The sequence below is a fragment of the Acinetobacter sp. V110_1 genome (assembly GCF_031798975.1).
Taxonomy (GTDB): domain Bacteria; phylum Pseudomonadota; class Gammaproteobacteria; order Pseudomonadales; family Moraxellaceae; genus Acinetobacter; species Acinetobacter nosocomialis_A.
In genome coordinates this window covers 95107-109148 of the sequence record NZ_JAVQNN010000030.1, presented here as the reverse complement: position 1 = coordinate 109148, position 14042 = coordinate 95107, and the positions used below count along the sequence as shown (strand labels likewise).

Here is a 14042-nt window from a genome sequence, read left to right as displayed (position 1 = left end):
CTAACTTTTTGGCCTCCTAGAATGTCAATTAATCCTAATTTTGGGTTTAATTTTGGATGGCACTAATCTTGCTTAAAACTCAATAACAAAAAACGCGTCGAATTGGCGCATTTTCTCAGCCTGATTTTCTGAACTTATGCCAAAACTCAAAATAGCTCTTATTGATGATGATCATGCGCGAGCCGACTATATAAAAAATAGTCTGCTTGAAAATGAATTTGAAGTGGTGGCCTGCCTTACTTTGGACCACTTAAATATTTTTCGTCTTGAAGATTTACAAGCCGATGTCATCTTGCTCGATATGGATCATCCCCATCGAGATATTATTGAAAGTTGTGTCAGTAGTTATGACCTACCCACTGTCCTGTTCACCAAAAATTCAGATAAAGACACCATCAAACAAGCCATAGATGCAGGCGTGACCGCTTATATTGTAGATGGCATAGACCCTGCTCGCTTACATACCATTTTAGAGATCTCAATTGAGCAATATAAAAAACATAAAAAGCTCGAAGGTGACTTAAAAGAAGCCCAAACCAAACTGGCAGACCGTAAAGATGTTGAAAAGGCTAAAGTACTACTCATGCAACTGCATGGCTTACCTGAAGACACAGCTTTTCAGCTTCTCAGAAAAAATGCCATGAGCCACCGTATAACCATTGGGGAAATGGCACGGCGTTTACTTAACGCTCAAAAACTACTAAATGATCAACTAAAGGACGAATAAATGAGCACATTAGAAAAGACTCAATTGCAACTCGGCTATATTCCTTTACTTGATTGTCTTGCATTGCTTTGGGCAAAACAGCAAGGTTTTTTCGAAGAAGTCGGTTTAGATGTTACTTTAGTTAAAGAAGCATCATGGGCAAGTCTACGCGACCGTTTGGCTTTTGGGCTATTAGATGCCGCACATTGTTTATCAGCCATGCTGCCTGCAGCAGCCGTGGGTGCAGACCAAATTGGTATTGCACTACAAACCCCTCTCATTTTAAGTAAAAACCGTGCCTTTATAAGCTTAAGCCAGAAATTAATTCATCAACTGGCTATTAATAACAATGATGATGCACAAACTACCGCCCAAAAAGTGACGAGCTACATTAAAGAAGATAATGCTCTATCCTTAGCCCACGTATTTAAACATTCAATCCATCATTATTGTTTAAGAGAATGGCTTGCTTTGGCAGACTCTAGAATAGCTCAAACGCTCAAACTCAAAGCACTTCCGCCACCGTATATGGTCGAAGCTTTAGATAACCATGTGATTGATGGTTTTTGTGTAGGGGAACCGTGGAATACTCAAGGCGAACTTTTAGGCTTAAGTAAAATCGTATGCTCAAGTCAGGACATTATTCCCAATGTGGCAGATAAAGTTCTCGCGGTAACTCAAGAGTGGGCTGAACAACATCCTCAAACTTTAATTGCACTCACCACAGCAATTATGAAAGCTCAAAAGGAATTGAGTAATTTAAAAGATTTTGCACCTGTCTTAAAGTTGTTGGTCGATTTTGGAATTGTCCGCTTTCACTGTTCTGAAGAAGTACATGTCGATAAATACTATATGATTCAAAATATTGTAAAGCACTTGGTTAAAGAAAATGCTGCCCCACAACCTGAAGATTTCCATTGGCTATTTGAACAAATGCAAAAATGGGAGAAACTTCATTTATCCCCTGCTCAAATCATAGAACTGAGTGCTCAATGCATTAATCTCGATTGCTACAATCAAGCCAAGCTAAGAAATACTTAAATCATCATAAAAAAAAGCTGTCTTTTATAACAAAGACAGCTTGAAAGACCCATAAGACAAATGCGTTATACGCATTACTATATTTAAAGGACTCAACCCATCGATTAAATATAGCTCTTATGGTTTCGATCATAACTAATTAAAACTTATCATTTTCAGACATTTCCATATCAATAACTGACAATTCATTCCTTTTACAGCCTTTTCATAATTTCGACGAACAACCAGAACTCCCCTAGATATCTGTCCATAATTTTGTTAACTTGATTATGTTACAAATTCAAAATATGTATTTTGAGTTGATGAATTTGGGGGATGAAAGAATGAGAGAAATCTCACACCGCGAAGTTTATGCACTGGTTGATATCAATAATTGCTATGTCAGCTGCGAACGACTTTTCAACCCTAAACTCATTGATAAACCTGTAGTTGTTTTATCTAACAACGATGGCTGTGTGGTTTCACGTAGCGAAGAAGCAAAAATTTTAGGTATTAAGATGGGAGTACCGTGGTTTCAAATTGAGAAAGATGCTTTAGAAGCTGGTGTTGAAGTTTATTCAAGCAATTACACTTTATATGCCGAGATGTCCCGTCGTTTTTTTGCTGTCCTGGGACAATTTTTTTCTCCAGATGATATAGAAGCTTACTCTATAGATGAATGCTTTATCCATCTCACCCCTTACCTTCAATCTATCGATACCTCAGATTACTGCAGTGAGGTGAGAAAGACTCTCCTCCAATGGTTAGGTTTACCTTGTTGTATTGGAATTGGATATTCAAAAACACAAGCAAAACTAGCCAATCATTATGCAAAGAAAATTAAAAGTTTTAAGGGAATCTGTAATTTCATCACCCTAGATCCATTAATTATGGAAGACCTCATGCAACAGACATCGGTCAAAGAAGTCTGGGGAATTGGCTATCAATTGGTCAAACAGCTACAAAGTTATGAAGTGTACTCTTGCCTAGACTTAACTTTTGCCAATGAACATCATATGGCAAAGGCATTTTCTGTGGTCATGGCACGCACTATTCGTGAGCTAAAAGGCCAATCATGTATTGAACTTGACGATCCTGCTATTCCAACTAAACGGATTTTAGCATCACGAAGTTTTGCTCAAGCTTTATCCAGCATTGAGATTATTAAACAAGCACTTATTTTTCATCTTAATCGGGCGCACCGCCGTTTAATGAAACAAGAACAACTTTGTGCCTGCATTCAGGTCATGCTTTATGAGAAAACTGATAAGCCACCTTATAAAAAAGCCACTTCTCAGGCCATTGGTCTTCACTATGCAACAGATGATTTATGCATACTAACAAAAGCAGCAATGCAGCAAATTGATGTTTTATATAAAGAAAATAAAAGTTATATAAAAATTGGAGTATTATTTTGTGGTCTACACGCGCGTCAACAACACATTGATGATTTATGGCAGCCTCTGGAACTTATTCATCAAAGACAACAATTGATGGAAACTTTGGGGACGGTCCGTAAGCGTTTTGGTAGTCATTATTTACAAGTGGGGTATCACTCGCGTAATCCATCTTGGCAAATGAAACAATGCCATCGCTCAAAAAACTATCTAACTCGCTGGAATGAAATGTTAACAATTGAAGATGCCCATACTGTCGTTACACAAAATACATGAACTGTTTTTGTCAATTCGGTTTAAAATAAGCTCCGTTAAATTACTTGAAATTTTGTCATTTTTTAACATTGCTAATTCGTCGCAAAATTTACAATATATAAGCCGAATTTGGTGTACCCTTTCTGCGACAATTAAAAGAAATTATAAAAAACTTGTAGAAACATATGCCATAATAAGCAAACTTTGCAGACATCTTGCAAAGATTATTTGCAACTTTAGAGCTGGAGCAATCTGAATGAGTTCGACCATTTTGGTAATTCATGGACCGAATTTGAATTTGCTGGGAAAACGCGAACCAGAAGTATATGGTCATCTTACCCTAGACAATATCAACCAACAACTTATTGCTCAAGCTAAACAAGCCTCTATTACACTAGATACTTTTCAAAGCAACTGGGAAGGTGCCATTGTTGACCGTATTCATCAGGCACAAACAGAAGGCGTAAAACTTATTATTATTAACCCTGCTGCTCTTACCCATACTTCAGTTGCTTTACGTGATGCCCTACTTGGCGTTGCCATTCCGTTTATTGAAGTACATTTATCAAATGTTCACGCACGTGAAGCGTTTAGACACCACTCTTATTTATCAGACAAAGCAATTGGCGTGATTTGTGGTTTAGGTGCAAAAGGTTATAGCTTTGCACTCGATTACGCTATTGAAAAAATTCAACCATCTAACCCAAACTAGTTCAGGAATAGTCGCCCATGGATATCCGCAAAATTAAAAAACTCATCGATTTAATGATTGAGTCTGACTTGCAAGCGATTGAAGTTAAAGAAGGTGATCAATCGATCGCTTTAACTCGTCGCAATCCTGTCGTTGCTGCGGCTGGTGTAGCACTTCCAGCAGCTCCTGTTGCTGAAGCACCTGCTGCAAAAACTCCACGTGGAGCAGTTGAAACTTCTCCTATGGTTGGTGTGTTCTATGCCGCTCCAAGCCCAGGCGAAGCACCATTTGTTAAAGTAGGTCAAACTGTATCTGCTGGTGAGACTTTGGGTATTATCGAAGCAATGAAAATCATGAACCCTATTGAAGCAACTCAAAGCGGCGTGATTGAAGAAATTTTAGTGAAAAACGGTGATGTGATCCAATTCGGTCAACCTTTATTCCGTTATCGCGCGTAATACCTCGGGGACAACTATGTTGCAAAAAGTTTTAATTGCAAACCGTGGTGAAATCGCTTTACGAATTACCCGGGCTTGCAAAACATTAGGAATCAAAACTGTCGGTATCTATTCAGATGCTGATAAAGATTTGATGCATTTACGTTTCGTTGATGAAGCAGTATGTATTGGTCCGGGTGCAAGTAGTGACAGCTATTTAAACATCCCAGCAATTATTACTGCTGCAGAAATTACTGGTGCTGATGCAATTCATCCAGGCTATGGCTTCCTTTCGGAAAATGCCGAGTTTGCTGAAATTGTAGAAAGCTCAGGCTTCACATTTATTGGCCCTCGCCCAGAACATATTCGTTTAATGGGTAACAAGGTTTCTGCAATTGTTGCAATGAAAAAAGCTGGTGTACCTACAGTACCTGGTTGTGACCATGCAGTAACCATCCACAACGCTTTAGCTGAAGCTAAAGAAATCGGCTTCCCGCTTATTGTTAAAGCGGCAGCTGGTGGTGGTGGTCGTGGTATGCGTATTGTTGAACGCGTAGATACATTACTTGAGTCAGTTCAAGCAGCTCAACGTGATGCAGAAATGTGGTTCGGTGATGATACTGTATACATGGAACGCTTCTTACAAAAACCTCGCCATGTCGAAGTTCAAGTTTTAGGTGATGGTAATGGCCATGCGATTCATTTATATGATCGTGACTGTTCATTACAACGTCGTCACCAAAAAGTGTTAGAAGAAGCTCCTGCTCCAAATCTACCAGAACAAGCACGTGCTGATATTTTAGAAGCTTGTGTTCACGCATGTCAGCTCATGCAATATCGTGGTGCGGGTACATTTGAATTCTTGTTCGAAGACGGTGAATTCTTCTTCATCGAAATGAACACCCGTGTTCAGGTTGAACATCCTGTAACTGAAATGGTGACTGGTGTTGACATTATTGAGCAACAATTACGTATTGCAGCAGGTTTAGGCTTAGAACTTCAACAAGAAGATATTGAAGTGCGTGGCCATGCTATTGAATGTCGTATCAATGCTGAAGATCCAACAACATTCTTACCTTCACCAGGTAAAATTGAAAGTTTCTATGCACCAGGCGGTGCTGGTATTCGTTTAGATTCTCATATCTATCCTGGATACAGCATTCCACCTTATTACGATTCAATGATTGCAAAATTGATCTCTCATGGTAAAGATCGTGAAACTTCGCTTGCTCGTATGCGTCAAGCGTTAGACGAAATGATTCTTACAGGAATTAAAACTAATATTCCTTTACATAAAGATCTTATCTTGCAAGACAAAAACTTCTGTGAACAAGCAATGGACATCCATTACCTTGAAAAACACTTGTTGAAAAAAGTGGAAGAAGAAAAGAAAGCTGAAACTGCATAATATGCATAATAAAAAAGCCTCTTACATAAGAGGCTTTTTTATATCTATTTCAAATTATGGCAACATGCGACGTAGTGTTGCAAAACATTGCTCACCTTTAGCAGTTGAACAGAAATTGATGGTATGGTCATTTTTCCATTGCACAAAATATTGGGAAACATCCCCAGTCTGATCTTGCTGCTGACCAGAGCAATCAACTTTATTATTATCAAATTTAATTTGCATCACTAAGGCTGATAGCTGCTCTTTAGGGTCGTCCGATGGTTGGTATTCATAAATACCATATGACCATTCTTCACCGCTTTTAATCACCACATCATTACTACTACGGAAGTTATAGTACTCTACACATTTCTTATTATTTGGAATCTCCATTCCCCACAAGCCCATAATTTCAGGACGAGTAACAATACGTATAGCGTTAGGATTACTTGCAGTGCGAACAGGTTGTTCTGTTGGCTGTTGAGTCACTGTCTCAGCCATAGCAAAACCAGAAAAAGCCAATAATAATCCCATAATATAAATATTTTTCATAGATTTATTAATCATTAAACGCATGGGTTTAAGTTAGCACATTTTTTTAGAAAAACATTGTTTCATAACCATATAAAAACAATATTTTTCAACAGTAACGAACCGATACTTCTCTTCAAACAATTTTTATCTTTAACTACCTATGGCTAACAATTTTAGTAATGTTCTCAATTAAGAAGCAGGTTTTTCAATTTGTTTAGGGAGCCAAAATACAAAGCACAACCCTAAAAGCACGACTAAAGCAGCGATCATAAAAATATGTTCACCAGTAAAAATTTTCCAATAATGTCCAGCCAAAATACTTCCAGATGCCACTCCAAGCCCCCACATGGTACTGTAGAAAGCTTGACCACGCCCTTGTTGCCCGATTGAAAAGTTTTGGAAAATAAGCCGCATTGCAATAAGGTGAAACAAGCCAAAACTAAAAGCATGTAAGCACTGTGCAAATAGCTGGCCTATAAAATAATGAGAAAAAACGGCAACCAATAACCAGCGTATACTTGTTAAAACTAAACATATGGCAACAAGACTTCGCCAAGAAAAATATTTAAAAAATGTGGCAGCAAATGCAAACATTACAATTTCAGCCATCACTCCCATTGCCCATAAAAAGCCAATTTCGGTCGTACTGTAATTTAAAGATTTTAAAAAATTGCTATAAAAACTATAAAAAGGTGCATGTGAAAAAAGAAGAATAAATTCAATAGTGAAAAAAGCAGTAACTTCTGGACGCTTCAACACAGGCAATAAAGGCTCTAAATACTTTTGTGAAGTGGGAGCTCCCTCGGGTTCATGAATCGTAAAGGCCCAAATAAATGCAAGTGAAGCAATAATAAGCAATAAAATAGGCAACATAGAAATTGGAATAATTTCTAAAATTGCACCTATGGTGAACACACCTACAATAAATCCCACCGATCCCCATTTTCGGATTTTGCCATACAGCTTTGCTCTTTGGTCACCTAACCAAAATAAGGTTACCCCTTCAAACTGAGCTAAAATTGCGTTTTGAAAAAAACTAAAAATAAGCATGAGTAAAGCGACAGATTGGAAGGTATTAGGAACTATAAAGATAGCCAACCATATGCAAGCCTCCATCCAAGTTGCGAGCCGCACCAGAAGCATTCTTTTACCAGATTTATCTGCGATCCAACCCCAGACTAAAGGCGCAAAGAAACGTGTCACAATAGCAATAGATGATAAAACACCTATCTGCTGATAATTAAATCCTTGGTCTTGAAGATATAAATTCCAGTACGGCATGAATGTGCCAACGATGGAATAGTAAAAAAAGTAGAATCCACCTAGTCTGGTTTGGATTGTAAGTGATGGGAACAAGTGATAAACCTTTGTATTTTCAATAGGCTGAAATTCTAAATGGTTGCATAGGTATATCTACGTTTACCCTCACTTGTAGTTCAGCGGTCTACAAATTTAATTTCAAACATTTTGTAGACTGCTCATTAGTTAGACAAAATAGATACTACTTACTGGCCGTCGCAATTCTATCATTTACATAAAAAACTCATAGCGTTATTCGCTACTCATAATAGAAAATATGAAAATACAAGATTTTCATTTAATAAATGTTGATTAAATCTTGTCTTAATTTTCATAAATAAGTGTTTGCCCATCTTCAGGGATCTGTACACGATGAACAGCATTCATTTCAATAGAAATCTGCTTTATCTCATCCCGCTTTACTGGACAATGGTTTAAGGCTTCAAGATGATTAGCAATCACATGTTTAGGTGAAAGGCGTATAAATTCACGTACTTCTTCTGTCGACATAAGAATTGGTTGCCCTGCATCCATTTGCGCTTGTCCTGCAGCAACTACAGCAATATCAGGCTGAAAGTTAAGCAAGGCATTTTTAACATCATTGGTCAGTACGGTATCACCACTAATATATAAAGAAGGTTCATTTGGCAATTCTAAATAAAACCCACAACCATTCGCCATCAATTTATTAATCCAGCCATGACCATGACGCGCTGGTATGGCAACTAATCTTCCTCCCAAAAACTCGATTTCTTCCCAGTAATCAACACCACCCTGAACATTTATTCCATATTTAGATAAATATGACACATCATTTTGAAAGGAATAAACAGGTATTTGCTTTTGAACAAGAAAGTCCTCACCCTTTTGGTCTAAATGATCAGTATGTTGAAGTACTTTTATTCCTAAAGTTTGGCTATGAGTAATTAAACAATGGGTAACTTTGTTTAATAATTCTTGGGCATTCAAAGGTAAATCGACTAAAGGATTTTTTTTAGCCTTAAAGCGGATGAATGAAAAAGCAGGAAGCGAACCTTTCCTTCCCAACATGGGATCAATTAAAATAAAATAAGGTCCAGTTTCAATAATAAAAGTTGCACTTCGCAAATGATGAATTTTCATAGCTATACAAATTATTTAATTATATAAAATGCAATTATAAACTATTAGTTTAGTAGAAATTTAATGGCTGATAAGTTATTTCTATTAGTCGTTTGAACAGCCTATTGCTTAAGCCGTCCACCATAAAGATATCTGAACATTTTTTGCGTTAACCGACTATAGTCAATCTTGTCCAATTTTCAGAAAAATCATGATAACAAAACCTTATATCAGTTATCCAATCTACTTAGTTAAAAAAACAGTTTTTACAATAACTTAGATATATAGAATAATCTCATGTTTTAATTATTTTAAAATTTAGGAATAAAGTAGATATACTTCACGCCAAAGTTTGTTTGATACTCCTCAAAATGCCTCATACCCCTAGCTTTTGGCGTAGTCTTTTTCGTCTTGTGCATATTTATGCTGGTATTTTTATTGCCCCATTTATATTTATTGCGGCGTTTACAGGTCTTCTATATGCAATTACTCCCCAGATAGAACAATCTATCTATAAAGATACGTTGTATGTTCAACCTTTAAATAAAGATACCTACCCACTAAGCCAACAGGTTGAAGCAGCAAAAAAAGTTATGCCTGCGTCTGCACAAATTACAGAAGTTAGGCCAGCACCAAGTTCTATACAAACAACACGAGTTATTTTTTCTGATAAGGCTCATCATTTAAATAATGAAGCTGTTTTTGTAGACCCTTATACACTTTCTATAAAAGGTCAACTTACTGTATATGGAACCAGTGGTGTGCTACCGTTTCGTACCTTCTTAGATCAATTGCATAGTAATTTATTACTTGGAAAATGGGGACGTTTTTATAGTGAACTTGCTGCAAGCTGGCTGGGCATTTTAACTCTGACTGGACTATACAGTTGGTGGAAACGTCGTCAAAATTTCAAAATCAGACAAACAAATAAAAATAATTTATTAAAGTGGCATAGTTCTATTGGCTTAACCTTATTACCACTTTTATTGTTCATTGCGATTACAGGTCTTACATGGTCCCAATGGGCTGGTGATAATATTCGTATTGCTCGTCAATGGTTAAATTGGCAAACGCCAACATTAGCCACAACTTTAAATAATGCCCCATTACCAAAAATGTCTCGTGATGAGCATAAAGAACATCATGGCATGATCATGGAAACTTCGAATGTAGAAATCATGCCAACCGAATTCGACTCTGCATTAGCAATTGCTAGAGCAAATGGAATTCATTCAGTACAAATACAAATCAAACCACCAGTTGATGCAAATCAGGCTTGGACTGTTACTGAACTACAGCGCAGATGGCCAACACAAGCAGATAGTGTGGCTATTGATATACATCAACAAAAAGTCATCGATAAATTAGCTTTTAAAGATTATTCATTATTTGCAAAGCTTACACGCTGGGGAGTCGATGCTCATATTGGCGTGTTATTCGGTTGGGCCAATCAGCTTATACTGGCTTTATATACACTTGGGCTATGCATCATGATTATTTATGCATATAAAGCTTGGTTTAAAACATCTAATTTAAAACTTACGACTAGCCATTTTGTTAGCCAAACTTTATTGGTCTGGAAGCGTGCAAGCAATCAACAAAAAATAATCACAGCACTTACACTTATTATTTTAGGAATTAGTTTGCCCATCTTTGGATTTAGCTTATTGATCACACTGTTTATATTGCTAATACGAAAACAAAGCTCTCTAAAAACCAACTAAAACTTATGAGACTTGCCAATTCACCTCCTTAATTAAATAAATAGTGAGTTGGCAAATAATTAATAAGTCACTGTAACAACTATGCTATCTGAATAGTTACCGGGCGTACTTGAAATAGCGATTCCTTGCGGAATTTTTCCATATACATTTGAAATTTGACTAGTGCCAGATCCTGTCTTTGATACTCCTCCAAAACCACCCACCGCTGTTATGCCACCTGTAGCATCCCACACTGTGCTATAAGCAGTATCTTTGTATAACTGATAAGGAATGTATTGACTACTTCCATTGGTCATACGTCTAAATCCACCGCTTATACGATTATTGCCGTCCCCCAAATAAATGCTATAAGGTGTTCCATTGTTGCAAGTTGCATTAATCGCACCTTGAGCCGTATAGTCACGACTAGTCGTACCAATATCACTAATATTGCCAAAATCGACATTTGAGGTAGAGTCTAATTGGCAGAAACTTGGTACAACATAGTTAGCTGTAATAGTCGTATTACCTGAGTCCCAACCACCCCCACTATCACCTTCACATACAGTACTTGAACTTGCTTGCATATCCCAATAAAGCTGAACTGTACCCGTATATGTTCCTTTAGGATAGGCAACTAGCGTTCCTGATCGGGCTGGTACTTTTATATTTACGGAGTAACTAACAATATTGTTTGTTGCGACTGTTCTTACGGGTCCATACCAAACATTTGACGTTTGATTGGTGGTAGTCGAACCTGCCCCACCTACAGTTGCCGTAACCGTATAAGGTAACGTCACACTGCTATTCGCGGTAGTAGCCCCTGTAAATACAGTCTTCATACACATATAAGGTGATATTTCTGGCGTCGTACGCCCACCAAGACAGCTAATTGTTCCCGAAAAATTAATAGTTGCATCACTATTAATCGTTGCTGCTGTATAAGTATAAGTACTATTTGTAGTTCCAGTTACCGTGCAGGCAGCATGTGCCGAACTAAAAAATGCATAAAGTACAAATAAGGTTAAGGCAGCTAAACTATACTTTATTGCTGATGAAAACTTTTTAGCTACCATCCAGAAACTATGACTTACAACACTTATTGACATACATAAGGCCCCAATTTTTTAGCACTGTATTGCTTACTTTCATAAGTGAAATTAATTTGACAAGTGCCATGATCGAGAAGATCTACTTCAAGTTTGTTTTGTTGTAATAAGTTGGGAACGAATACTTCGCCATCGTAGCCTACTACAGCATCTTGTTGCCCATTAATTCGAACGCTATAACCCGGCAATAATGGTGAGTTATTTTTATCAACAACTTTGACTAATCCTGAAACAACTCGATGAGCACCAAAGTCAACAAGAGTACCTTGGCGATAGCCCACAAGCGCTGTTCGGTTGGTCGTTGTCACATCCCATTCCAGCGGTAAATAAGATGGATCTAGATAGATATGATGGGATTGATACGGTCTTAAGTTCGCGATTAAGAATCTTCCAGACTTATCAGTCTCTCCTAAATTTACCCCACCATTGATAATCTGGCTTTGCGGTCCGGCATTGGTAACAACAGCATAACCATCTCCAATTTCATTGGCCGCAAAGACGCGTCCTGCTGCTGCAACCAATGATCCTGTCGCTGAAAGTGCAACTTGGTCATTGTCTCCAATTCGGTTATAGCGACCTGTCAGGTACGCAGCTCGGGCGCGGTAAGAACCATAGATCGATGCATTATTGTTATGTGCATCCTGATCTCGCTCAACATAACCACCCCATCCAAATGAACCAATTTGTGGATCGGTAAATCCATTTATTTCTTGTCTGTAGGTAGTTTTACCGCTGTCATTAGTGAAACTTGTAATCGCATTAACTCTGGTAGATGGCGTATAGCGAAGCGCAAAGTAAATGCCATAGTCCTTATGGTTTTCATAGTCTTTATAAGCTGAACTATAAAAGCCCCAGTTCTTGTTCAGACTTCCACTTAAGTTAGCAGATAGCAACTTATACGAGTTATCACTGTACTTGATCTGGTTATAGCCGACATAAACACCATAGCCTGTATAAAAGTTATAGTTAATCCCTGCCCTAAATACTTCATCCGCCAGTGCACTGTAGCTCAAATAATTTTGTGGCTCCGAAGTAATCTGATTCTCTTTTAAATATCGAATTTGAGACACACGGGCTAAGTCAAAATAGTTATCAAATACTTTGCGGTAACTGGTATTAAACGAAATACTCTTACTAATACGCCCTTCTAAACCAAGTAAGACAGAATAGCCGTTCTCATCCTTATACTGGCTTGCTGCAACGTCGGCATTAATCACTCCAACACCAAAAACATTCTTGGCAAAACCTGTTCCCACGTTGAAAAGACCATCTGTGGAAGCTTCTGCACCACCGCTTAAAGTCAGTGAGTTGCTATAACCATAGCGAATCGCGCCAGAAGCAAAGGTGGCATCATCATAATCGTTTGAATACAGCCCATAGTTATAGCGTGGAACCCCAACATCTACTGAAAACTCATTGATGTCCTTTGCCAGAATCTTCGATGAAAAATAGTAAGGCTTTTTAGTAATGGTTTGCTGACCTGTGGCATCAGTAGTCACCAGGGTGACTTCATTTCCTGAAATAAACGGCAGCTGTTTAATATCAAAAGGGCCTGAAGGAACAAGGCCTGAATAAATCTTTTGCTGGTTAACGTATAAGTCCAGTGTTGAAGGCAGTGCCGCTGAACCTGAAAACTGCGGTAATGCCGAGGTAACAATATCCCCACGCTGGGTATAAGCACTCGACCACTGCAAACCGGCAAGACGTACACTACTGCCCCAGTCAGAGCTATTGGAAATAAAGTCACCTAGGGTATATATTCTAACTTTTTCAGGATCTACATATTGCCATTTACTTTCCAGACGTACCCATTTTTCATGGCTATAGCTCGTTTCATTACTACCGTTGTATAAAACGCCTGATGAAAAATTACCGATGCCGCTATTAAAAAACCCTTCAGCCGAACCAGAGAAAATACTCTCATCATTGGTTATGGTGTGATACAGGCTGTAATTCAGGAGTGCAGCATTTAAGGGTTTCATTTTTAGCAGACTGGAGCTAGTGGTCTGTTGACCCGTTAAGTCAACTGAGTAGTCCGTTAACATGCTTGAAGGAACTTGTAAGTTTAGAGACTGCTCATTTTCCAAATATTTAAACTGAATTGCTTTAAATTCATTAATACACACCCATTGGCTATCAGGGACATGCTCATCCATTTTTAGCCTTAAAACTTTTAAGTCACGAGCGCGAACATATAACTTTTTATCTTGATTCTGACGTACCGAGATTAAGTCCGTAGAAGTATTTGAGTTAACAGAAATATTTAAAAATAGCTGTACATATCCTTTATCAGAACTAGAACCCTGATAAGAAGAATTTGCAACTTCCGGAATGCTTGGTAAAGCCGCATTGGTGCTATCTTGCAATGATTCAGCAAAAGCATGAACCGGCAAGTACATA

12 protein-coding genes and 1 pseudogene are annotated in these 14042 nt (G+C 37.9%); 7 read left to right on the top strand and 6 right to left on the bottom strand.

Translation table 11 applies throughout. The features are described 5' to 3' along the window. Positions 1-136 precede the first annotated feature (136 nt). Both RMA95_RS11410 and RMA95_RS11405 read left to right on the top strand, forming a co-directional pair. Positions 137-727, top strand: a complete 591-nt coding sequence (locus tag RMA95_RS11410) for an ANTAR domain-containing protein (protein ID WP_311070671.1) — start codon at positions 137-139, stop codon at positions 725-727. Continuing rightward, complete coding sequence (locus RMA95_RS11405; RefSeq protein WP_311070669.1) at positions 728-1747, top strand: ABC transporter substrate-binding protein; 1020 nt, start codon at positions 728-730, stop codon at positions 1745-1747. Positions 1748-1751: 4 nt separating this feature from the next. On the opposite strand, the pseudogene RMA95_RS11400 reads toward RMA95_RS11405, so the two are convergent. After that, positions 1752-1852 (bottom strand): annotated as a pseudogene (locus RMA95_RS11400) (hypothetical protein). Between the two features lie 218 nt (positions 1853-2070). On the opposite strand from RMA95_RS11400, the gene RMA95_RS11395 reads away from it, so the two are divergent. The 4 genes from RMA95_RS11395 to accC all read left to right on the top strand — a co-directional run bounded on the left by RMA95_RS11395 (position 2071) and on the right by accC (position 5914). Continuing rightward, positions 2071-3399, top strand: a complete 1329-nt coding sequence (locus RMA95_RS11395) for a Y-family DNA polymerase (RefSeq protein ID WP_311070667.1) — start codon at positions 2071-2073, stop codon at positions 3397-3399. Between the two features lie 235 nt (positions 3400-3634). Then, on the top strand, positions 3635-4090 hold the full coding sequence (aroQ, locus tag RMA95_RS11390; protein WP_004701126.1) for a type II 3-dehydroquinate dehydratase: 456 nt from the start codon (positions 3635-3637) through the stop codon (positions 4088-4090). Positions 4091-4107: 17 nt separating this feature from the next. Continuing rightward, positions 4108-4527 (top strand): acetyl-CoA carboxylase biotin carboxyl carrier protein, encoded by a 420-nt coding sequence (gene accB / locus RMA95_RS11385; protein ID WP_263613924.1) that lies wholly within the window; start codon positions 4108-4110, stop codon positions 4525-4527. Between the two features lie 16 nt (positions 4528-4543). Then, positions 4544-5914 (top strand): acetyl-CoA carboxylase biotin carboxylase subunit, encoded by a 1371-nt coding sequence (accC, locus tag RMA95_RS11380; RefSeq protein WP_263613925.1) that lies wholly within the window; start codon positions 4544-4546, stop codon positions 5912-5914. Positions 5915-5968: 54 nt separating this feature from the next. On the opposite strand, the gene RMA95_RS11375 is transcribed toward accC, so the two are convergent. From RMA95_RS11375 to RMA95_RS11365, 3 genes are all read right to left on the bottom strand, one after another. Further along, positions 5969-6472, bottom strand: a complete 504-nt coding sequence (locus tag RMA95_RS11375; RefSeq protein ID WP_263613926.1) for a hypothetical protein — start codon at positions 6470-6472, stop codon at positions 5969-5971. A gap of 147 nt (positions 6473-6619) precedes the next feature. Next, entirely contained in the window at positions 6620-7786 is a 1167-nt protein-coding gene (locus tag RMA95_RS11370) for an MFS transporter (RefSeq protein WP_263613927.1), read from the bottom strand. A 267-nt stretch (positions 7787-8053) separates the two neighbouring features. Further along, positions 8054-8851, bottom strand: a complete 798-nt coding sequence (locus RMA95_RS11365) for an MBL fold metallo-hydrolase (RefSeq protein ID WP_311070662.1) — start codon at positions 8849-8851, stop codon at positions 8054-8056. A gap of 350 nt (positions 8852-9201) precedes the next feature. Here RMA95_RS11365 and RMA95_RS11360 point away from each other — a divergent pair, with 350 nt between their 5' ends. Beyond that, on the top strand, positions 9202-10554 hold the full coding sequence (locus tag RMA95_RS11360; RefSeq protein WP_311070660.1) for a PepSY domain-containing protein: 1353 nt from the start codon (positions 9202-9204) through the stop codon (positions 10552-10554). Positions 10555-10613: 59 nt separating this feature from the next. Here RMA95_RS11360 and RMA95_RS11355 read toward each other — a convergent pair whose 3' ends face one another. Together RMA95_RS11355 and RMA95_RS11350 are read right to left on the bottom strand one after the other, a co-directional pair. Beyond that, positions 10614-11642 (bottom strand): spore coat U domain-containing protein, encoded by a 1029-nt coding sequence (locus RMA95_RS11355; protein WP_311070658.1) that lies wholly within the window; start codon positions 11640-11642, stop codon positions 10614-10616. Next, positions 11633-14041, bottom strand: coding sequence for a fimbria/pilus outer membrane usher protein (locus RMA95_RS11350; RefSeq protein WP_311072259.1), 2409 nt, complete (start codon positions 14039-14041; stop codon positions 11633-11635). Before RMA95_RS11350 ends, RMA95_RS11355 begins: the two co-directional genes overlap by 10 nt. Position 14042 lies beyond the last annotated feature (1 nt).